This is a genomic window from Vibrio sp. 10N.222.55.C6 (assembly GCF_041473395.1).
Classification (GTDB): domain Bacteria; phylum Pseudomonadota; class Gammaproteobacteria; order Enterobacterales; family Vibrionaceae; genus Vibrio; species Vibrio crassostreae_C.
In genome coordinates this window covers 396,486-417,452 of the sequence record NZ_JBFRSD010000005.1, presented here as the reverse complement: position 1 = coordinate 417,452, position 20,967 = coordinate 396,486, and the positions used below count along the sequence as shown (strand labels likewise).

Annotated in this window: 19 protein-coding genes and 2 pseudogenes; 9 read left to right on the top strand and 12 right to left on the bottom strand. The window is 43.4% G+C overall.

Annotation, left to right across the window (positions count from 1 at the left end):
* Positions 1-636, top strand: a 636-nt coding sequence (locus tag AB4486_RS07610) for an IS110 family transposase (RefSeq protein ID WP_372116889.1), incomplete at its 5' end; no start/stop codon positions are given.
* 33 nt (positions 637-669) lie between these two features.
* Here the strand turns inward: AB4486_RS07610 and AB4486_RS07605 are convergent.
* The 3 genes from AB4486_RS07605 to AB4486_RS07595 form a co-directional block, all read right to left on the bottom strand.
* Positions 670-2,004 carry a P-loop NTPase fold protein gene (locus tag AB4486_RS07605; protein WP_038899636.1) on the bottom strand — a complete coding sequence of 445 codons (1,335 nt, stop codon included), beginning with the start codon at positions 2,002-2,004 and terminating at the stop codon, positions 670-672.
* Between the two features lie 194 nt (positions 2,005-2,198).
* A complete protein-coding gene (locus AB4486_RS07600; protein ID WP_372116888.1) occupies positions 2,199-2,549 on the bottom strand; it encodes a hypothetical protein in 351 nt (116 codons plus the stop codon).
* A gap of 148 nt (positions 2,550-2,697) precedes the next feature.
* Positions 2,698-3,678 carry a hypothetical protein gene (locus AB4486_RS07595; RefSeq protein ID WP_372116886.1) on the bottom strand — a complete coding sequence of 327 codons (981 nt, stop codon included), beginning with the start codon at positions 3,676-3,678 and terminating at the stop codon, positions 2,698-2,700.
* 340 nt (positions 3,679-4,018) lie between these two features.
* Here AB4486_RS07595 and AB4486_RS07590 point away from each other — a divergent pair, with 340 nt between their 5' ends.
* The 4 genes from AB4486_RS07590 (at position 4,019) to AB4486_RS07575 (ending at position 8,638) form a co-directional block, all read left to right on the top strand.
* Complete coding sequence (locus AB4486_RS07590; RefSeq protein WP_372116885.1) at positions 4,019-4,975, top strand: integron integrase; 957 nt, start codon at positions 4,019-4,021, stop codon at positions 4,973-4,975.
* Between the two features lie 108 nt (positions 4,976-5,083).
* Complete coding sequence (locus AB4486_RS07585) at positions 5,084-5,983, top strand: homocysteine S-methyltransferase family protein (RefSeq protein WP_372116884.1); 900 nt, start codon at positions 5,084-5,086, stop codon at positions 5,981-5,983.
* Positions 5,984-6,096: 113 nt separating this feature from the next.
* Positions 6,097-7,107 carry a Gfo/Idh/MocA family protein gene (locus AB4486_RS07580; protein WP_372116882.1) on the top strand — a complete coding sequence of 337 codons (1,011 nt, stop codon included), beginning with the start codon at positions 6,097-6,099 and terminating at the stop codon, positions 7,105-7,107.
* Positions 7,108-7,117: 10 nt separating this feature from the next.
* Positions 7,118-8,638: an SgrR family transcriptional regulator gene (locus AB4486_RS07575; RefSeq protein WP_372116880.1), complete on the top strand. Its 1,521-nt coding sequence runs from the start codon at positions 7,118-7,120 to the stop codon at positions 8,636-8,638.
* 96 nt (positions 8,639-8,734) lie between these two features.
* Here AB4486_RS07575 and AB4486_RS07570 read toward each other — a convergent pair whose 3' ends face one another.
* The 4 genes from AB4486_RS07570 to AB4486_RS07555 form a co-directional block, all read right to left on the bottom strand.
* Positions 8,735-9,829 carry an HDOD domain-containing protein gene (locus AB4486_RS07570; RefSeq protein WP_372116878.1) on the bottom strand — a complete coding sequence of 365 codons (1,095 nt, stop codon included), beginning with the start codon at positions 9,827-9,829 and terminating at the stop codon, positions 8,735-8,737.
* A 234-nt stretch (positions 9,830-10,063) separates the two neighbouring features.
* Positions 10,064-11,119, bottom strand: coding sequence for an alcohol dehydrogenase family protein (locus AB4486_RS07565; RefSeq protein WP_371725599.1), 1,056 nt, complete (start codon positions 11,117-11,119; stop codon positions 10,064-10,066).
* Positions 11,116-11,634, bottom strand: coding sequence for a TetR/AcrR family transcriptional regulator (locus AB4486_RS07560; protein WP_017061096.1), 519 nt, complete (start codon positions 11,632-11,634; stop codon positions 11,116-11,118). Before AB4486_RS07560 ends, AB4486_RS07565 begins: the two co-directional genes overlap by 4 nt.
* Before the next feature lie 155 nt (positions 11,635-11,789).
* Positions 11,790-12,923: a multidrug effflux MFS transporter gene (locus AB4486_RS07555; protein WP_372116876.1), complete on the bottom strand. Its 1,134-nt coding sequence runs from the start codon at positions 12,921-12,923 to the stop codon at positions 11,790-11,792.
* A gap of 97 nt (positions 12,924-13,020) precedes the next feature.
* Here AB4486_RS07555 and AB4486_RS07550 point away from each other — a divergent pair, with 97 nt between their 5' ends.
* Positions 13,021-13,794: a helix-turn-helix domain-containing protein gene (locus AB4486_RS07550; RefSeq protein ID WP_372116874.1), complete on the top strand. Its 774-nt coding sequence runs from the start codon at positions 13,021-13,023 to the stop codon at positions 13,792-13,794.
* A gap of 85 nt (positions 13,795-13,879) precedes the next feature.
* Here the strand turns inward: AB4486_RS07550 and AB4486_RS07545 are convergent.
* Both AB4486_RS07545 and AB4486_RS07540 read right to left on the bottom strand, forming a co-directional pair.
* A pseudogene (locus tag AB4486_RS07545) lies at positions 13,880-14,638 on the bottom strand (glutathione synthase); the annotation flags it as partial.
* A gap of 182 nt (positions 14,639-14,820) precedes the next feature.
* Positions 14,821-15,768 (bottom strand): LysR family transcriptional regulator, encoded by a 948-nt coding sequence (locus AB4486_RS07540; protein ID WP_017061092.1) that lies wholly within the window; start codon positions 15,766-15,768, stop codon positions 14,821-14,823.
* A gap of 126 nt (positions 15,769-15,894) precedes the next feature.
* On the opposite strand from AB4486_RS07540, the gene add reads away from it, so the two are divergent.
* Positions 15,895-16,893: an adenosine deaminase gene (gene add / locus AB4486_RS07535; RefSeq protein ID WP_017071685.1), complete on the top strand. Its 999-nt coding sequence runs from the start codon at positions 15,895-15,897 to the stop codon at positions 16,891-16,893.
* A gap of 152 nt (positions 16,894-17,045) precedes the next feature.
* The gene (locus tag AB4486_RS07530) at positions 17,046-17,618 is read left to right on the top strand and encodes a sugar O-acetyltransferase (protein ID WP_371725632.1); all 573 of its coding nucleotides are present in this window, start codon (positions 17,046-17,048) and stop codon (positions 17,616-17,618) included.
* Here AB4486_RS07530 and AB4486_RS07525 read toward each other — a convergent pair.
* Together AB4486_RS07525 and AB4486_RS07520 are read right to left on the bottom strand one after the other, a co-directional pair.
* A complete protein-coding gene (locus AB4486_RS07525) occupies positions 17,615-17,809 on the bottom strand; it encodes a hypothetical protein (protein WP_017072485.1) in 195 nt (64 codons plus the stop codon). The genes AB4486_RS07530 and AB4486_RS07525 overlap by 4 nt on opposite strands.
* Positions 17,810-17,846: 37 nt before the next feature.
* A pseudogene (locus tag AB4486_RS07520) lies at positions 17,847-18,469 on the bottom strand (HAD family hydrolase).
* 277 nt (positions 18,470-18,746) lie between these two features.
* Here AB4486_RS07520 and AB4486_RS07515 point away from each other — a divergent pair.
* A complete protein-coding gene (locus tag AB4486_RS07515) occupies positions 18,747-19,454 on the top strand; it encodes a GntR family transcriptional regulator (RefSeq protein ID WP_086775952.1) in 708 nt (235 codons plus the stop codon).
* 203 nt (positions 19,455-19,657) lie between these two features.
* Here the strand turns inward: AB4486_RS07515 and AB4486_RS07510 are convergent, their stop codons facing one another.
* Positions 19,658-20,857: an enolase C-terminal domain-like protein gene (locus tag AB4486_RS07510; RefSeq protein ID WP_004732372.1), complete on the bottom strand. Its 1,200-nt coding sequence runs from the start codon at positions 20,855-20,857 to the stop codon at positions 19,658-19,660.
* Positions 20,858-20,967 lie beyond the last annotated feature (110 nt).

Genomic DNA, 20,967 nt, shown 5'->3' with positions numbered 1-20,967 from the left:
GCTCACTATGGAGAAGCAATCAAACCAGCTCTTACTGTCATAAAGCCAAAAAACATACGCCTAATGAGTGACTTAGTCATTCGCCGAAACCAGTTGTTATCCATGCAAACCATGGAAAAGAACCGAATCCAGATACTTCCCGCCTCTCTCCATCCGACTATCAAACCAATGCTAACCACGATAAAAAATCAAATCACCAAGTTAGAAGAAAAGCTCGTTAAACTCATTGAAGATAGCCCTGAATACCAAGCTAAAAACACAATATTGCAAAGCGTCCCAGGAATAGGAAACATTGCCGCTGCATCAATAATTAGCAACGTACCTGAACTTGGTTACATCACGAATAAACAAGCAGCATCACTGATTGGTGTCGCTCCAATAACACGCGAAAGTGGGCGCTACAAAGGTAAGCGCGTGATCCAAGGCGGTCGAGCGCAAGTACGAACCGTTTTATACATGGCGATGATGTCAGCCATGCAATGTAACCCCATATTCAAAGCGACTTATGCTCGACTTTTAGCTGCTGGGAAACCTAAAAAAGTCGCAATAATCGCGTGCGTACGAAAGATGGTTGTGACACTTAACTCTATGCTCAGAGATGGCGCCATGTGGGATGAAAACACAGCCAAAAATTAATCATTGACGCCATAGTCGTTTGTTATAACACCGCTAGCTAGGGTTAATTTCCGACAGCCATGAACTGATAGTTTTGAGCAAGTTTTGTGGTGTACGCCCCATTCTATCTATTTGAATCTCCCTTTCTTCCAACATTTGCTTTCGTGTATCTTCGTCAGCTAAATCGAAGCGTACAAGCTTGTTAACATATTGAAGAGAATAATATGATGCTGAAGAGTCAATTTCGTCTAACCTAGCAGCTTCGATTATATGGCTAGAGTTTAATTTTCCATTTACCACTTTTAAGCAATTGGGTTGACAGGCTTTTAGGTAACACACCATAGAAATCATATACTGATAATTTTCAAGGTAGCGTTGGCTACCCAACATATTATTTATGATAGAGAAATAAGATAGCATACGCTCGATTTCTCTGAATGATGGTTGATAAAACTTAACGATATCATTTAGAACAGAGACTGACTCAGTGTTTACTATAACCTCATTTTCCTCTTTCATTCCAGAAAGAGCATTTTGCAAAAATTGATAACCATTATCGTTGTATTCATCCGAAGCGCGAGGCATCGTTAACCAGACATTGATAAACTTGTGAAGATAGTTTGTAGGGTTGATTCCTTGACCATACTTGGACTTAATTGACTCTTCTAATTGCTCTCTATTAGTAACTAGAAGGAAGGTTATACCTTTAACAGAGAACAAGTGCTTCACTTGTTCGAGTAACTCTAAAGCGAAATCAGGCTTACAGCGATCAAGTTCGTCAATAATAAATACGATCGGCTTACCACCATTAACTTCATTAGCAAAATTTGACAGATAACTCCTAAACTCTTTCAGAGCCAGCTTGTCTTTTTCTGCGTGTTCAAATCTTTCTTTTATCAAGTCATCGACTTGATCAGCAACCAAGTTCGATAGTTCTTTCTCTGCCACATCAACAGCACTACCATCAACAATGCCTGCTGTGCCTACTTTGACAGACACTTTCAAAGCCCCTCTTACAAGAGACTTTGCTGCCTTGGCTGCTTTATCTTTAAATTTGGTCTTCGTTTCTTCGTCTTCGACTGTGATGAGTTGGTAAATTTCAGATGCCAACGTTAAAAAAGGGTCCTTCTGATAATCATTTTCAAAAGCGTCAAAATAAATAGATTTTATCTCTGGTTCTCTGTGATTCTCGAGGTAACCACGCCACATTTTTATAAATGTGCTTTTACCCTCTCCCCAGCCAGAGTCTAATGCTATAACAGGGCTTCCACCTGAATTTTCAACAAGGTTAGCAAGCCTTTCACCAAAACCTTTTCGTTTGAAAATATCTATATCAGGACTAAATCCACAATCACTAGAAATTTGAAGTTCAGGTACAACTATTTTCACACTAAATCCTTATATTAATATTTTTGATGGAGCCTATTAAGGTGTTATAACGCCGCAATAACACGTTTATTACTACGCCGACTTAGCTGAATTTTACTGCCTTAAACACCGAAACCAAAGACAAACCTACAACGCCGAATGTAATAAATCGTGTTGATTGCTTTGTTATACCCGTACTAAAATCGCCCTCAAAACTATGAAATAACCAATAATAAAATACTACCTAAGAATGCTGGAATTCCTGAGATAAACATAACCAAACCAAACTGATAATTCAGCCTTTTTTGTTCATGAAAATCAGACTCAAAATCATGATTAGAAACCATTTTCATTGTTTTATTTGAAGCTGGGTCTTGCGCCCAATTGCGACTTTGGCTATTTCCATCCCAAGTTAATCTAGCTATTCCCCAGATAATAATCACGATAAAGAATAGAAAATCCATCAAACTTGTTGAGTTGAAAAAGGCTACATATTTGGAAAGAATGAATACGATTAAAGCCGCTAATAGATTAGTAATAACAACCACTTTCAACAGATTTAGCATAGATATTCTTCCTTAATTGACCTTTTAGGGTATAACGCCTGCATAACACGTTTGCTACTATGCAAATCAAGCCTAAACTTACCACTTAATACGGTAAACCAAAAGAAATCTAGAATGCCGAATGTAGCAAATCGTGTTGATGCATTTGTTATAAGCGTCCAAACTTTAACTCGATAGAACTTATAACATTTTCACTATAGCCTCCATTATCCTTCGTAATTAATCGAAAAATATCTTGTTCTTCTGCTATATGATTCAATTTAGTTTCGTTCCATTTTTCTAAATCCGAGTCAATAACTAAGCAATCAATATAACCTGTAATTAATTTTAAGTTAGATATGGTTGAACGATAATAATGTCGACTAGAGTCGTTACAATTTAAAGAACTATCAATATGAACTTTTTTCGTTCGGTCATCTACATCACTTGAATCAATAATAGCTTCATACAAATGAGCTATCATTTTTATTTGACTCATAAATTCTTCAATAGCCTTTAAAATTACGTCTTTTTCTATATTAGATAAGCCCACATGGTTTTTACTTAACTCATACGTTTCTTCGACAATGTTAAAAGTATCAGGATATATTTCATTGATACGTTCTGATTGAAATTTGAATTTTTCTTTGTATTGATTAAAACGACGAACTTCAGCTGAGTCAGAACTAGAAAATTCCGGTTTCAAACAACTTAGAAAGTCATCTACTCCATTCGAATTACTATCAACCATAAAGTTTGAGCCTTGCTCAAAAAAGACCTGAAATCTGTTTTCACACATATGATTCAAATGAGCTTCAATCCACCTTAACTTAATTCTAGCCTTAACGCCTGTATCAATATATTTATCGTATGATGCATGAAGTTTCCACTGATTTGCCGATTGAGTTGCGGCTTCAGCAGCCTTTGCTGATGAACGAGCTGCCGAAGCCGTAGCTAAGGCGGCTAAAGATGTTGCTATTCCTGCAACCCAAGCACCTACATTTGCAACCCCTTGAGCTCCCCAATCAATAGATGCAAACCACGTAACAAAACCATCAGACGGATTAAATATTAAAAGCCCACAAATTAAGCCTATACATAATGGGAAACTAAAAGAAAGAAGAACTCCCATTTTTTCATCACTAGTCATAAATACCCTAAATTAGCTTATAACATTTTAATATTGTGCAAGCACGAATCCATCCGCTTAACATATCAAAAAGGTCACTCATAACCAACTGAATGCTATGCATTTAATATAAAAGTGGGTCTAAACAATAAGTGTGAAAACGTGCAAGCACATATTGCCGACTATGTAACGCTCGGCCTCATTCTTAACCAACCATAAATTTGCAGTATAATCAATAATTTAAAATAAGCCTCTCGTTAAATTCGTGCTCAATCAGAGTTAAAAACCACTCTTTTTTAAGTCATTAATTATTCAACAAGCAATAAACTGTCTGTATGTACAGATTTTGTGAGGGGAATATATGGCGAGTCAATTCATGCAGGCAATTTGCGAACATATGACGATGCGAGGCTATAGTCGCAAGACAATCAAAGCCTACTGTTACTGGATAAAATACTTCATTCATTTTCATAAGCTTAAACACCCTGAACAGATGCATGCCGCTGAAGTTGTCTCCTTTCTTTCTCATTTAGCTAATCAACAAAAAGTAGCCATCAATACTCAAAAGGTAGCTCTCAATACTCTAGCCTATTTATACAATCAATTTATTAAGCAACCTCTAGGAGACTTAGGGTTTAGCTATGCGACTCGGTCTCGAAAAATTCCTAGCGTACTCAATCATGCGGAAGCTATCTCGGTGATCAATGAAATAGATCCTAAATATCAACTGTTTTTTCGCTTGTTGTATGGTTCAGGTTTGAGAGTATCGGAATGCCTGAGGCTTCGAGTACAAGATATAGATCTAAAACAAGGGTCTCTCACTGTTCACAATGGGAAAGGAAATAAAGACCGAGTGACAATTTTAAGTTTTTCACTCACTGAAGCTATACAAGACAAAATTTCACAAGTTGCAGTTCTGCTCGCTAAAGATAACTTGAATGGGTTTGGGCCATCTTTGCCTCACCGATTAGGTAAAAAATACCCTAGTGCCTATCGACAACTTGCTTGGATGTACCTATTCCCATCAAAATCCGTCACTCAACACTCTGAGTCGGGGATCGTATGCCGACACCACCTACATGATTCGGTACTCCGAAAAACGCTGAAGAAGGCGACTAACTCTAATAAATTGCGCCACAAGCGAATTAGTTGTCATACTTTCAGGCACAGTTTTGCTACGCAACTTCTAAAGTCAGGCTCCGATATCAGAACGGTTCAAGAGCTACTGGGGCACAGTGATGTTAAGACAACTCAGATTTACACTCACGTTATTGGGCAACACTTTAGTGGCACGACTAGCCCGCTAGACGGCTTATAACGAAACTCCCTCATCGATAGTTGAACCTTGGCTTGATGGCTTCTGTCTGACAAGGTTGTCTGATATGGTGGCGGCAGAACTTCAGCAATTGTTTAGATAGTATTGAATATGAAAACACTAACCATACTTGATGGCGGCATGGGCCGAGAACTCAAAGAAATTGGCGCGCCATTTTCTCAACCGCTTTGGAGTGCTCAAGCGCTGATTGAAGCACCCGAATTTGTCAGCCAAGCACATCAAAACTTTGTCGATGCAGGTGCTGAAATCCTGATCACCAATAGCTACGCGTGTGTGCCTTTTCACTTGGGTGAAGAACTGTTCAAGCAACAAGGTTTTGAATTAGCAGCGCTATCTGGCGAACTGGCTAAAGCAGTTGCAGACAATGCTTCTCACACAGTGAAAGTGGCGGGCGCGATTCCACCGCCATTTGGCAGCTACCGACCAGACTTGTTTAAGGTAGAAGAAGCAACGCCGATCATTCAAACGCTTTACGATGCCCAAGATCCAAACATCGACCTTTGGATAGCAGAAACCATCTGCAGCCTGCAAGAGTTCGAATCCATTCATGCGGTTCTTAAGCAGTCCGATAAGCCGTGTTACTACGCATTCAGTTTGGAAGACACCAAGGGCGATTCTGCCAATATTCGTTCTGGCGAGAGCGTAACAGACTCAATCCAACTTGCCTGCCAATCAAACGCGAAAGGCATTATGTTTAATTGCTCAGTGCCTGAAGTGATGGATCAAGCCATTATCGATGCTAAGAAAGTGATCGATGAGCTAGGCCGTGATTTAGAAATTGGTGTCTACGCCAATAACTTTGCTCCTATCAGCAGCGAACATGAAGCTAATGACATGTTTCAAGAAATGCGCGAGCTGGATGGCCAAGGTTACTTAGCTTACGCTAAACGCTGGCACGCATTGGGTGCGAATATCGTCGGTGGCTGTTGTGGCATCGGACCAAAACACATTCAAGCCCTAGCTGATTGGAAGCGCTCCCTACAGAGCTAATCCTGAGCTTCAACTAGAATAAAATAAATAGAGAACAGGTTGAGAAATCTGTTCTCTATTTGTATGTGGCGCCTCTGAGTACACTTATACAAAACAACGATTTGGAGCAACAGATGAGCGACACGCAACGCAAAATAAAATGGGGCATCGCAGGGCTAGGCAATATCGCCAATCGATTCGCAACCGCAGTCACAGAGCACTCTCTGCATGGTGAGCTTGATGCGGTTGCCGCCAGAGATCACTCACGCGCAGCCACGTTCGCCAACAAGTTTGCTTGCGACAAGGCTTATGGTTCTTATGAAGAGATGGCGAATGACCCAAGTGTTGAAGCGGTTTACATCGCTACGGTTCACCCATACCACCAGCCACTCGCCGAACTGTTTCTAAAGAACAATAAGCACGTATTGGTCGAGAAGCCGGCTTTTACCAACCTTGCTGACTGGCTTGAGATGAAAGCTCTCGCGAAGCAAAATGGCGTGATGCTGTTAGAAGCAATGAAAACCGTGGTGTTTCCCGCATATCGTGAGCTCCAATCATTCTTGGTCGATAACAACATTCAGATAGATTCAATCGAAGCCAGCTTTGGTAACCATCATGACTATGAGCCCGATTTGTTTATCTTCAATCCGGATTTGTCAGGCGGAGCAACACTCGATGTTGGGGTCTATGGGCTTTGGTTCTTTTACGATCTGTGCCGAACGCTGGGTGTAAACCCTTCAAAACCTCAGGTAGAGATGTCGTGTCTTTATGAGGGAGCGAATGTTGATACCAATGCATGCTTTACATTCTCTGGTGATATAAGCGGTAAGATATCGGCATCAACAGTGCAAAACCTTCCCCGATCAGCACACTTGAGTGGACCTGAAACCAAAATCACCATTCACGAAAAATGGTGGAATCCGGCCTTTATTGAGATTGAACATCAAGGCAAAAAGTCGACCATTAACTACCGAGTGACAGGGAATGGATTCGAGTTTGAAATCGACCATTTTTCAGATTTGGTGCTTCAAGGCAAAACTGAATCGAATATCCTGAGCTCAGAGATAACCTCTCGAGTTCTCGATACGATGGAAAACGCACTGATTGATTCTGGCTATTCACATTTAACTCAACCTCGTCGTTAGGAAAAGCAAATTGGGCAACCTTAAGCGTAAGCTTGAACTGTATGAAAAGATATTTCAGGCTTTTGGGCCTGGAGTATCACACTGTCAGGTCAACCAACTGGCCACACTGCTGCACGTGAGTGAACGTCACGTTCAGACCTTACTCAAAGCGATGACAGCACAAGGCTGGATTGAGTGGCAAGCTAGCTCAGGCCGCAGCAAGAAGGCACAACTCACGTGTCTGGTTGAACCCATTGAGGCGTGTTACCAATACGCACAAACCCAAGCTGACGCAGGCAACATAGAACAGGTGTTTAGCACCTTGAGCTTCAACGGCCGCAATGCTGGCACTGAGTTGCAAGCCTTTCTAAGCAATACCAATCCGTCGACGCAGAATATCGCGTACATCCCGTTTCACCGAGAACTCGAAGCGCTTCACCCTCAACGCGTGCTTAGACGCACCGAACGTTTCTTAGTTATGCAAGTTTGCCAACGCCTAACCTCCGTTAAGCACGGCAAACTCAGCGGCGATCTGGCTTATCATTGGCAGCCTAATCAAGATGCGACACAGTGGCACTTTCAGATTCGTAATGGTGTTCACTTTCATAACGGTCGAACACTCGAACCTCAAGACATAGCGCGCAGCCTAAACTCGCTCTGCCAAAGCAAAATATGGCGTCGCTGTTATCAGCATATTGATGAGGTCTCTGTCTTGGCAGGCAATGTGGTTGTCGTGAAATTGAATCAACCTGATTGGCATTTACCGCGCCTACTTGCTAGGGCTGAAGCCTCCGTATTCGATCACTCATCACCGGCAGATAGGCTAATTGGATCTGGCGCGTTCTCATTAGACATCTTCTCAAGCAAGATGTTGAGATTGAGCCGCAATAGCGCCTATTCACACAGCACGCCGATTCTGAATCGAGTCGAGTTGTGGGTCTATCAGGAATGGGCACAGAGCAAAGCCTGCGCTCAAAATCAGGTGTGCGTGAAACTGCCCGAGAAGACGACCACCGTGCGTGGGGATGACCATTCTTCCCAACCGGATTTCGGCTCAACCTTCTTTAAGATTCAAAGCCCGATGTTGTCTTCAACCGTTCGTGAGTTCACCGTTGAAGACACCTCTGAATGCCAAGCCCTTTTCGATCAGTTGTCAGTGTCTGGCGACCACAAAACCAGCGTGGAATATGGGCACTACCTAACTCACTACCTAACTACCAAAGACGTCGCGCTGTGCAGTATTATTGATGAGAACGACACCTTCACTTCGTGGTTAAGCTTTTTCACTCGCTTCCCGTTTGAGGAATTAACTTTACCTTCTGAGATGCTAGAGACAATCGAACAAGGCTTAGCCTCAATAACAAACCAGCCCAACTTTGAGTTAGCAATGAATGCACTGTTGGTGCTTCGGCATTGGTTGCATGAATCTGGAGTTGTGGTTGAGCTCAAGCAAGAGGCGTTCAACTTAGAGGTTTCTGAAAAGATACACGGCGCACAAGTAAATGGTTTCGGTTGGTGCGAACTCGACAAGCTGTGGATTAGCCATTTGTAAGCGTATTTCGTAGCTGAATGTATTTCACAACCTAGCCCAACCAAGCTGCAACCAATCATTATGTTCAGTCACAGCGTAGGTCGAATAGGCTAAGGGTTAGCTCACTAGCGATAATTCAGACTCTTTATAGATACGGTTAGCCACTTTGTATGCAGCCGGAGACATCAGTGTCTCTTTGCATCTGCGCTTAAACTGCTCGACTTCAATCGTTTGTTCTTCCAGTAAATAGCACAGCTCACTCAAATAGTTAGCTTCAAACACAGCTTGACCAAGTGGTGTGCATTCGTATCGGCTCGACTCTTGGTAGCCAATTGCGGTCAACACAGACTCTGGCAGCTCCCAGAACTTAGCAATGGTGTAAGTCAGGCGAATAGAGTAGCTGTTCATCAGGCGCTTCAATGCCAACGAGTTAGGCGGAACAGAAGGATCTACATGTTTGAAGGCTTCTACCATCATCTGGAAAATGATCATCTTGCCTAAGTTGCGAATTAACCCAACAAAGTATGCCGCTGCTTGATCTTCTTGAGATGAAGAGTCTTTCATCAACTCCTTAGAAAACGACGCGGTTTGAACACTGTGATTCCAAATTTTCTCACCGAAGTGACGCCAGTAAATATTGTTCCCCGGCGTGAAGTTCTTCATATAGCTATTCACTACTCCTTCAACAAGCCCTTGAGAACCCATATTTAGGAATGCTGTTTTTAGGTCGGTAACCTGTTTTTCATTGCGTTTGTAAAAGGCGCTATTTGCCAACTTAATCACATCGGCAGCCATACTCGGCTCTCGCTCAATCACTCTTAACAATGCATCGACATCAAACTCATCACTCTGTAATTCTGCTATTAACGTGGTTACAGAGGCTGGCATCACTGGCAGTTCATTGAGTAACACTTTAGGGGAGCGTATCAAACGCTCGACTTGGCAAGCGACAAAATCGCTAAACGGGTCAGATTCGGTTCGCAGGCGAGACTCTCCAAACAAATAATCAAGGAACTCACCATCGTGAAGGCTAAGCGTATTATCGACGATTAATGATGATGGCTGAGTGGACGACGGCGGAACAAAGATTGAAGACTGAACAGAATCAGTAGCAACGGTTTGCTGCTGCTCTTGTTGGGCAGGCTCTGCAGAGGGTTTGTTTTTTGAATCAACAAAAGGTGAGAATAATGCCTGCAATACCCTTTTAAACATCAATACGGCTCCTAGATGAATACAACATAGATAGGGATATATAACGGCGGTGATTATCGCACAGTTAATTCATAAACCACACAGTGACAAATGAATCATTAACTTTTCAACTGTATAGGATCTGTTACTCAACAGCCTGCGAGACTAGGCCTCCTGTATTCGCCAGAAACAAAAAAGCGAGCACATGATACTGGCTCGCTCTTACATAAATCTAAACCGTGAAGCTGACTAAAACTAGCGCTCTGCCACTTCCAACACGATCTTACCAACATGCTTTTTCTTTAAGAACTCATCTTGCGCTTTATGGATATCGGCTAGCGGATAAGACTCTGCAACGATGGCGCCAATCTGCTGTTTCTCGATACGATTAACCAAGTTTTGGAATACTTGCGGTTCTAAAACCGTGCAACCAAAAAAGCTGAGGTCTTTGAGATACAAAGTTCGCACATCAAGCTCAACCATTGCACCACCAATCGCACCAGACACAGCATAACGGCCATGCGGTTTTAGGACTTCAAGAAACTCTGGCCACTTGTCACCAGCAACTAAATCGATCACCACATTCACGCTGCTTTCGCCTAGCGCGTTAACCAAATCTGCATCACGGGCAATCACTTCATCAGCGCCAAGTTCAAGTAACTGTTGGTTCTTGCTTGGGCTAGTGATGGCAATAACATACGCGCCGCGAGCTTTTGCTAGCTGAATAGCCGCAGAGCCCACACCGCCCGATGCACCTGAGATAAGCACGCGATCACCTTCAGCCACATTGGCACGAGTTAGCATGTTCTCTGCTGTTGAGTAAGAACATGGGAAAGACGCTAGCTCAACATCCGACATAGAACTGTTCACCGCGTAAGCATGCTTAGCTGCTACTTTGGTGTATTCAGCGAAACCACCATCGCATTCAGATCCGAAATACCATGGCTGTGGTAGATCTTGTCCATAAACCTCGGTCAAACAAGGCTCAATCAGAACACGCTCACCAATACGGTCAACTGAGACTTCATTGCCGACTTCCACGATAAAACCACACACGTCAGCACCTTGGATACGAGGGAACTTTAGCGCTTCACCCGACCAACTGGCATCGTCTGAATCATCACTTTTTGCATACCAACCGATTCGCGTGTTGATGTCAGTATTATTAACGCCTGCTGCCATGACTTTGATCAGCACTTCATTAGGCTCAATTTTTGGAACAGCAATGTCTTCACGGTAGCCAAGCATTTCTGCCCCGCCGTGCCCTAGCATCTCTGCGCCTTTCATTGTTTTTGGTATCTCGAAATTCATACTGTTTCCTTGAGTAATTTTGTCACCATATTCTGTGCCGATGCCACTGCTTCTTCGCCTAAGACTGGCCACGCGCTTGATACGCCTTCATGAAGTAAAAACAGCGGTGTCGCGAGATCCTCTCGCAGGCTCTGCTTGCCTATTAGCAAACGAACTTGTTCTTTATGCTGTGTAACCGCTTGGCTGATAAGCTCATTATCGGGAAACGCGGCCATCGCATTCATCGACATGCACCCATGTGGCGCATACTCTTCTAACCATTGTTGGAGCTTGTTGAAGATATGAGTAACCGATGCGAGCCCCTTTTCAGGCGACGTTTCCAACAAGAAATCTAAGTAGCGTTGGTGTCGATATTCCAAGGCACCAACGATCATCGCTTCTTTTGAAGGGAAATGTTTATACAAGGTTCTTAGGCTTACATCGCACGCCGTTTTCAGCTGTGCAACGCTCGGCTCAGCAAAACCTTGCTGGCTAAATGCCACCTCTAAGCTTGCTGCAATCTGTTCTCTCAACATAGTGCTCTCTCAATACCCGACAAAGGGTAGAATGATTGTTCTACCTACAGAGTAGAACGATCACTCTACCCCTGTCAATATCCAAATTTACACACCAAGAAATGATAAATTCCGCGCCAAACCGGACACGGAATTTATCAATACAGATGAGAGACTTAGCGTTTAAGCTGGAGTCGGCTGCGTATCGTCACCAACACAGATAACGCGCCACAAAGTACCAACACCACACCTAGATCTTGAATCATTCCCGCTAAAGCGAGCCCTGAGCCGATCAAGGTGTAATACATCAAACCAAACAGTGCGCCTGCACTTCCTGCTTGAGATTGGTAACGTACCAACGCTCGGCTCAATACATTGGGAATCGCAATGCCAAACGCCATAACCACCAACATCATTGGAAGCAAGAACCAGATCGTGTGTTGTGAAAAATACACACCCACCGCACCTAATGTTTGAAGCCCTGCTGCGATACCAATCAGAGACATTGAAGACACTTGTCTCTTCAACAATGTCTTGTTCACCAAGCTTCCCAACAGAGTCCCGAACCCAAGCACAATGCCGCTGTAGCCAAACTGCTCAACGCTAAATCCAAGTTGAATGAAGGCAAATGAACCCAATTGATAATAGGAAAACAGTGCAATATTGAACGACGCGACCAGCAACGCAGACATCCATATATCGCTATCTTTGACCATGTGAATACTGAGTGACTTTAACTGCAATGGCTGCTTAGATTGTTGCGTTTCAGGCAATGACCATAGGCTATGTGCCAACAGCACTAACACCATAATAAACAGGGCAATAAACACATATTGATGCCCGCCCGCTTGGCTTAATTGACCGCCAAGAAGCAGCCCGATGATTGGGCTAATCGACAGCCCCATCCCCATGTAACCAAACACCTTGGCCAGTTCCGCGCCGCTAAAGGCATCGCGCAACATGGTTTGTGTCACAACCGAGCCAACCGCAAGCCCGAAAGCGCCCATGGCTCGGGCTATCATCAACCAAACAAAGCTATTGGTTTGCATAGCAATGAGTGCTGAACAAGCGAATAACCCCATGCCCAATAACATGGTTGGTCGGCGCCCCCACTTGTCAGCTAACACGCCCCATACCACCACACCCACCGCAAATGCAGAGAAGTAAATCGATAGGGTTTGAGCAGCTTGTGCGTAACTCACATCAAAGGATTTCGATATTGAATCCAGAGTCGGGCTATAGATGGTTTCTGCGATTTGAGGGAACATCAGCAATAGCACCATTTGCCATAAAGAAGGTTTTGTTTTCATCATTTTTCCAAGACCAGTGAACTTGACGAGGAGTCTAGGGGAAACTAACCTTGGCTCGTTAACAACATTAAAACCAAAAACAACAAGATTGGGACAAATGGCATTAATCAGCGAAACCATTGAGTTTGATGCAGACAGCTTACCTGCGCCCGTAATAGGGATTGCGGCAGAGCTAGGTCAGCATGACTCAGGAATACATCACCACGTAAAAGGACAGTTGCTGTATGCTCCGCAGGGTTGCATCACCTTGACCTTAGAAAACGCCATTTGCATTTTGCCGCCGACTAAAGCCGTGTGGATCCCGCCTTATACCAAACATCGCGCGCAGATGACCAATGTGGTTGCTTATCGGTCGCTCTATTTTGATAGCAGTATTTACACCTGCCCAGAAGCGATTGAAATTGTGGAAGTGAATGAGCTTTTAAAAGCCCTGATCAATAAGATGGCTTTCTGGGATTGGGACGTTGCCCGCGAGCAAACCACCAATACCGCCAACCTATTCTGGGAAGAGTTTTACAGTGCTAACCAACACTCGTTTATCTTGCCACTACCGACAGATCGCCGCTTTAAAAGCTTTTGCAAACAAGTCCGAACCGCTTCCTTTCTTGCCCCAACCCTCTCGACATTAGCGAACTCGGTTGGCGCAAGCACCAAAACGATTACTCGATTATTCAAAGCCGAAACAGGCATGACTTACCAAGAGTGGCGACAGCAATGGCGCTTGTTTAAAGCGATTGAACTGCTCTCAGAAAACCGACAAGTCGTTGATGTGGCTCATCTGCTAGAGTTCTCATCCAACAGTGCGTTTATCGCTTTTTTCAAACAGCAAACTGGACAAACCCCGTTGGCCTTTACCAAGTTAGGGGCGTGATTGTTGTTATCCAAACTCTGAAGTTTTACTGAGCTCAGATACAAAAAACCAGAACATGAGTTCTGGTTTTTTAATGCAGATTCAACTAATCAATCAACACCAACGAATCGAGAATCCCTTTTCCACTGTGGATTCCACCTTCATTTTCGCTGGCGGGTTTGCTGCGGATTAAGTAACCCGCGTAGCCGTCTAGCTCTGTTACTGGTTCACCTTTGAAGTAAGCGGTGAACAAACCCACTTCGCTGACTAAGTCTGTCACGAGCGTTTGTTGAGTGTCACGCACTGCAATAGTCGGCACGTCACGTTCATGCGGGTACAAGCGCTGCATCAATGCCCACGCGTCGTACCCTTCTGGTTTAAGCAGGCTCAGTTGTTCGCTGATGTCGTCACCAAAGACACAATGGCCTCCGCCCTCGCCTTGGTTTTTTAGCACCCATTCTTGCTTGTTGGCTTGCGTGTTAAACCATCCAATCGACTCACTAGTTATTGGCTTCATATCGGCCAAGACACTCTTGACCAGTTCGGTTTCTTCTAGCGTTAAGCCCCAGCGGGCGTATTCTGTTGCTGGCATCATGGTCAGCAGCATTTGCATGGTTTTACTGGTCGCTAGTTGCTGGCTGATGGTCGCGTTCATTGCGACATGGTGTTGCTCCATAAACAAGCGAGTCTGACTTAACGTATGGCAACACACCGGTTCATTTAGCTCTGGAGCCCAATAATCTGAATACTGGTAGCCAGCTCTTAGATACACCACATCGACAGCTCCGACATCTTTCAATAGCAGGCGTTGATTATCGCCCGATGAAAGCTGACAGCTCAACTGTTCAAAAGTACGACGCACCGTGCATAATTGCCCACTCACAAGCATCTTCAATGACTTGTTGCGGAATCGATGGCATTGAATTCATTTAGATATCTCATTCTTGGCGGGCATTTGGCACCCGTAATAAGACGATGCTCATTCGAAAAAGACGAAATAAATTTTAAAAAACTTATTTCGCCGTTTTGATCATCGTAGCTCGCGGTTTACAGCTGAGGTTCTTGGGTCTTATTGACTATGAGGTCGCGAAGCCATTTGTGGCTTGGTTCAGAATCAAAGTAACGGTGCCAAAGCAAAAACAAACCACCGGGAACCAACTCAATAGGAATCGGCTTCATCACCAGTTCGCCACTCTCAATATAGTCACGAACCGAGTTGTACGGATAACACATCAGCAAATCGCTTTGTTTGCACAGCTTTACTGCGCTGGTGATGTCCGACACGTTGGCGGCTTTGTTAATTTGAAGCTGTTTGGCTTGCAAGATTTCCAGTAGCAACCAGTCGCCAACGCCACCGGTCACCAACTGAATATGACGGTATTTAAGGAAGGCTTGCAGATTCCACTCTTCTTGAAGTACTGGGTGATCATTTCGCATCAAGCACACAGAGTAATCTTGCAGCAACTCGACGTGGTTTAGCTCGGCAGGGATATTTTGAATGTGGGTGCTAGCCCTTTCATCGAGCTCAAAAATTCCAATCCCGAAATCGACCTCACGCTTTAGTAAGCGCTTAAAGGTTTCGCTGCTCCAAGTAGTGCTGTTTACCGTAATGTTCGGCGCATCTGCTAGCGCGTTAGGCATAAATTTAGGGTAAATCGCGGTATAAGCGGTTTCAACAAGATCGATATTAAAAGTACGTTCGCTGTCTTTCGGCTCAAAAATGTCCGGCACGGTTAGCTGTTCAACTTGCAGAAGGATTTGATGAATTTTAGGCGCTAAAGAGGTGGCTTTCGGTGTTGGAAACAGGCCTTTTGACTCACGTTCAAACAAAGGGTCGTCAAACAAAGAACGCAGCTTAGTGAGTTGTTTACTCACCGCAGACTGACTAAGGAACAATCGCTCTGCCGTTTTGCTCACGCTGCGCTCTTCAAGCAACACGTGTAAACACAGCAGTAAATTCATATCACATTTGAGTAAGCTTTTAACATCTACCATGATATTCCTTAGATTCAGATTAATGATGACTTTATGTCACTTTAAATCATATCACAAACTTGTTAATTTAAGCCCATGTAACCTATGAGTTAATAACTCAAAAAATAATAGACCTAAGGAATACTCATGAACTTTCTAGCACTCCCTAAGATTGATCTGCACTGCCACCTAGACGGAAGTGTTCGTCCAGACACCATTATTGATCTGGCGAAACAGTACGGAATCGAACTTCCAGAAGACCGTGAAGCGGTAGTAAAGTCTCTAACAGTGCCTGAAGATTGCAAAAACCTTGATGAGTACCTAGCTTGCTTTAGCCTGCCACTGCAAGTGATGCAAACGGAAGAAGCGATTGAGCGTATCTCTTTTGAGCTTTACGAAGACGCAGCACTAGAAAACGTTAAGTACCTAGAAGTTCGTTTTGCACCGATTCTTCACGTAAACAAGGGCTTGTCTCTTGATGCAATCATCGCAAGTGCGGTTAAAGGCATGAAGCGTGCAGAAGAGAAATACGACATTAAGGGCAACTACATCATGTCTGTACTTCGTATGTTCCCGAAAGACTCAATCAAAGATGTAATCGACGCTGGTAAACCATACCTTGGTAAAGGCGTGGTTGCGTTTGATATTGCAGGCGGTGAAAAGCCGGGCTTCTGCGCTGAATTCCCTGAGTACACGCAATACGCTATTGAACAAGGCTACCGTGTGACGGTTCACGCAGGTGAGCAATGGCATGGTCAGAACGTTTACGATGCAGTCACACTGCTTGACGCTGAGCGTATCGGCCACGGTGTCCACATCCAAGGTAACGAAGACGCGTACAACATCGTTAAAGAGAAGCAGGTTGCGCTTGAAACTTGCCCAACAAGTAACGTGCAAACTAAATGTATTCACAAATTCAGCGACCACCCAATTGCTGAATTCAAGAAAGACGGCATCGTTGTAACGATCAACACAGACAACCGCACTGTGTCGAACACAACCATGACTAACGAAGTGAAACGTGTATGTGAAACGTTCGGTCTAACACAAGAAGACTACGCAGAGATCTACAAGTACTCTGTAGAGAGTGCTTTTGCTTCAGACGAAGTGAAGAAGCACCTAATGGGTTTCGTTGAGCAAATCTAATTGGTAAAGCGCGCCTTTTGCTGAATAGCTGGGCTCACTTAGCATTAATGCTTAAAGGTACAAAATAGGAAGAGAAAGGCTTAGGCTTTTCTCTTTTTTTATGTCCAATTATCCGTATTCTAATACCCATGTTGACTAGTGAGGTGCAAGGGATGAAAACGAAAACAGAACTCGAGAAAATGCTGTCCGGCGAGATTTTTGATGGCGCAGACCATGAGGTAGACCACATGCGCACTCACGCCAGCAAGGCGCTATCAGACTTGAATCAATGTTCAGACGATACTCAACTGCCAAGTCTTCAGGCTAATCTGTTTGGTAAAGTAGGAAGCAGCGTTGTCCGTCCTCCTTTTCATTGCGAGTTTGGCAAAACCATCGAGATCGGTGACGACACCTTTATCAACATGAACGTGGTGATGCTTGATGGCGCGAATATCAAGATTGGTAACAATGTATTGATAGGGCCAAGTGCCCAGTTTTACACAGCCTCCCACTCACTGGATTATCTCAGCCGCCGTAAGTGGGAAACTTTCTGCCTACCTATCACAGTCGAAGACGATGTGTGGATTGGTGGAAACTCAGTCATCAACCAAGGCGTTACGATTGGCGCTCGCTCTGTTATCGCAGCGAACTCAGTGGTTAACAGTGATGTACCACCAGATTGCCTGTACGGCGGCACTCCAGCCAAGTTGATTCGGCATTTGAATGCCGAACAAACTCGCGATTAAACAAGAAAGCGCGTATCCAAATCTAAAAAAGAGCGATGTTTCAATAGCATGGCTCTTAATCTAATTATCAGCGTTGTTTTATCGCACGCTTGTTCACCGCGAATTTGAAGCACGACAGCCGCAACTAAAACCAGCGCTGATATAGTCAAAAACAAGAATGCAACGATAGACTTAGGTGGGTATCTTTTCATTTTCTACACCCTCAAATTTAACTCACTCGCCAAGGTGTCAATCTAATAAATTAACGCCAAGCGCCTGCAAGCTGTTTTCACACTGAACGGCATCGGTAAACTGGATAGCAGCCATACCCACAGATCTCGCACCTTCAACGTTATAAGGCATATCATCAATGAAGACGGTTTCTGAAGCTTTAAGCCCATAATTAGATAACAGCACTTGGTAGATTTCAGGTTGTGGCTTAAGCAAACCAAGTTCAGCAGATACTGCCGCACCATCAAACAACGCCCAAAATTGATAAGTATTTTTTAAGTATTCAACAATCTCGACCACGTTGTCGGTAAGTGCATACACACCATACCCAGCACGCTTTACGCGCTCGATAAGGTCGACAGAACCATGCAATAAGATCTGCGTTTTCTTAACGTAATAAAACAGGCGGTCGCACTCTAATGAAGATAAATCGAGCTCTTGTTGGTAGCGAAGTTTGGCTTCATTTTCGGTTAAGAACCCTTTGTTCAAATCCGACCAAATCGCACTTTGGAAAATCGAAAGCGCTCGGGCTTCAGGGTCGGCAATGTTACCAAACGTTAGTTGAGTAATTTCCAGCGGCGACCAACGCACAATCACATTACCCACATCAAATACGACATTTTGATTTGATTCGAACTCATACCCTACTCCTGAATTAGTCACTTAAAATAGCAACAACACAGACATTAAATGCCGCACGTTAAAGTTCATAATCTTGTTTTACAAAATGAGGACTAGAATCACAAGATGTAATCAAGTCAGCGCAAAAGGTGGTCACTAGTACCCCTAACTAACCCTATTTATCATCACCCACTTAACCTTCTATGTTACAATTATGAGTCATTCAGAGCGTACTGAATCCCTGATTTAGTTCACTATTCTTTAGTCACAGTGAATACACTTTAAAGTTATTGATCTATGAAAAAGTACGAGTTAGTTGTCCAAGATATTGTGAGCAAGATCTGTCAAAACAGTATCAATCATAAGCTTCCCGCGGAAAGAGAACTCTCTGAAATATATGGGTTATCTCGATTTACTATTCGAAAAGCGCTAGCCAAGCTAGAGGCTATTGGCATGGTGAAATCTAAGGTGGGTTCTGGTTACTTCGTCAACACTTCTCTCATTGGTACACCACTGGTGTACAACTCCATTACTGAAAACAGTTTTGAAGAGATCTCTTATAAAAAGCTCCAACTGAATAAAGCGCTACCCGATAACCACGAACAGCAGATTTTTTCTTTAGACGACAATGACTACATCTGGAAAATTAGACGGCTTCGATTGATTAACAACAAAGTAGTTCAGATTGAAGAAGCCAAGATCCCTGTCAGTGTCTTCCCAGAGATGAATGCCGAGATCATTGAAAGCTCAATCCAGAAACATGCGCTAGCGAAAGGCCTTCAGATCGATAGCTACTTAACGACGTACCAAGCGATCAATGTTTCTAAAGAAGATGCAGAGCTACTTGGCTGCAAAAAAAATGCAGCAGCGATGAATATCACCAACCGAGGTTTCTTAGCATCGGGTGAACTGTTCATCGTCAGCGACATCATCGACATCAACTACCAATGCACCTACCACACGCCTTTTAACAGTGAGAGCATGAGCTTCCGAGATAAGAAGTAACCTTTTAATTCGATTTAATATGGTTAATTTTTATAGATATAAGTTAATTACTCTATAGATTAGCCACTAATATTATTTCACATCTAATATTATTAATTTAATGATACTAGAAATATACTTACCAGATAATACGTAATATCTGGTAAGTATATTAAATAAGAAAATGGCCGCTTATAGCGACCATTTGATATTAAAAATACGAGTTAAGGGGTATGAATCGCGCCATCAGGAAGGCGACTTTGAGTCCACTCGTGGGGGCGATACATAACAGGGAACTCGGCTGCAACCTCTCGGTCGATTTCAACACCAATACCTGCTATTTCAGAAGCGTATAAGTAGCCATTAATTGGCTCTGCAGCGTTCGGGAATACCTTGTGCGTATTCTCGTTGTACTCGACATGTTCTTGAATAGCGGCATTGTGTAAATGCACATTCAAATGCGTGTTTACCGCTGCACCAATTGGCGTCATATCTGGTGGGCAATGCCATGCAATACGAACACCGAAGTTCTGACATAGATGACCGAGTTTCAGAGCCGGAGTAATGCCACCAATCTGTGAAACATGGCAGCGAATGAAATCAATACGACGGTTAGCAATCAGTGATTTCCACTCTTCAGGGTTATTGAACAATTCCCCTAAGCCTAATGAAACTGAGCTTTGGCTACGAATATTATCCAACCATTCCGTTTGATTTGGCGGCAGAATATCTTCAATGAAGTAAGGCTTATATTGCTCGACTTCTTTGGCAAATTGTATCGCTTGATTCGGGAATAGGCGCTCATGAACATCATGAAGAATATGGAATTGGTTACCATATTTCTCTCTCAACGACTTAAACATCGTTAGAGTATTGTCCATGTACTGATCTTGGTCGTAGTACGAGCCTTCAGTCGGGTTTTGAGTGGTATGCAAATCGGTTGGAACGCCGCCATAGAAACCAAGCTGACAACGAATGTGCTTGTAGCCTTTGTCTAGGAAAGATTCCACCAGCTCATAAATACCTTCCATCGTATCGCTAGTCGCGTGTGTGTATACAGGAATAGCATCACGAGACTTACCACCAAATAATTGATGTAGCGGCATACCCGCCAATTTAGCTTTGATATCCCACAGGGCCATATCAACACCGGAAATTGCATTATTGATAACAGGGCCATTTCGCCAATAAGCGTTGACCATCATCATTTGCCATAAGTCTTCAATATTATTGGCGTTTTTACCAATAAGAATAGGTTTTAAATATTCATCGACCATTGTTTTTACAGCAAGCGGTCTTTGTTGGAATGTCGCACAACCGAACCCAGTCACGCCTTCATTCGTTTCAACTACCACGGTAATGAGATTGTGTCTGTCTGGCTTAGTAATAATACAATGGATATCAGATATAATAGTTTCTTTCACAATTAAATAACCTAAACTTAAGTCAACTCCTATTATCTAACCGCTTTAAAAAGCACATTTCAAGCACTAATTTTTCGTAAAAATAATTGGTACGTTAAGAGTATTTTTTT

Excerpts from the sequence above, each read along its gene's own strand:
- AB4486_RS07600 (WP_372116888.1), bottom strand. The coding sequence starts at position 2,549 with ATGCTAAATCTGTTGAAAGTGGTTGTTATTACTAATCTATTAGCGGCT.
- AB4486_RS07595 (WP_372116886.1), bottom strand. The coding sequence starts at position 3,678 with ATGACTAGTGATGAAAAAATGGGAGTTCTTCTTTCTTTTAGTTTCCCA.
- AB4486_RS07590 (WP_372116885.1), top strand. The coding sequence starts at position 4,019 with ATGGCGAGTCAATTCATGCAGGCAATTTGCGAACATATGACGATGCGA.
- AB4486_RS07585 (WP_372116884.1), top strand. The coding sequence starts at position 5,084 with ATGAAAACACTAACCATACTTGATGGCGGCATGGGCCGAGAACTCAAA.
- AB4486_RS07580 (WP_372116882.1), top strand. The coding sequence starts at position 6,097 with ATGAGCGACACGCAACGCAAAATAAAATGGGGCATCGCAGGGCTAGGC.
- AB4486_RS07570 (WP_372116878.1), bottom strand. The coding sequence starts at position 9,829 with ATGTTTAAAAGGGTATTGCAGGCATTATTCTCACCTTTTGTTGATTCA.
- AB4486_RS07565 (WP_371725599.1), bottom strand. The coding sequence starts at position 11,119 with ATGAATTTCGAGATACCAAAAACAATGAAAGGCGCAGAGATGCTAGGG.
- AB4486_RS07560 (WP_017061096.1), bottom strand. The coding sequence starts at position 11,634 with ATGTTGAGAGAACAGATTGCAGCAAGCTTAGAGGTGGCATTTAGCCAG.
- AB4486_RS07555 (WP_372116876.1), bottom strand. The coding sequence starts at position 12,923 with ATGAAAACAAAACCTTCTTTATGGCAAATGGTGCTATTGCTGATGTTC.
- AB4486_RS07550 (WP_372116874.1), top strand. The coding sequence starts at position 13,021 with ATGGCATTAATCAGCGAAACCATTGAGTTTGATGCAGACAGCTTACCT.
- AB4486_RS07540 (WP_017061092.1), bottom strand. The coding sequence starts at position 15,768 with ATGGTAGATGTTAAAAGCTTACTCAAATGTGATATGAATTTACTGCTG.
- add (WP_017071685.1), top strand. The coding sequence starts at position 15,895 with ATGAACTTTCTAGCACTCCCTAAGATTGATCTGCACTGCCACCTAGAC.
- AB4486_RS07530 (WP_371725632.1), top strand. The coding sequence starts at position 17,046 with ATGAAAACGAAAACAGAACTCGAGAAAATGCTGTCCGGCGAGATTTTT.
- AB4486_RS07525 (WP_017072485.1), bottom strand. The coding sequence starts at position 17,809 with ATGAAAAGATACCCACCTAAGTCTATCGTTGCATTCTTGTTTTTGACT.
- AB4486_RS07515 (WP_086775952.1), top strand. The coding sequence starts at position 18,747 with ATGAAAAAGTACGAGTTAGTTGTCCAAGATATTGTGAGCAAGATCTGT.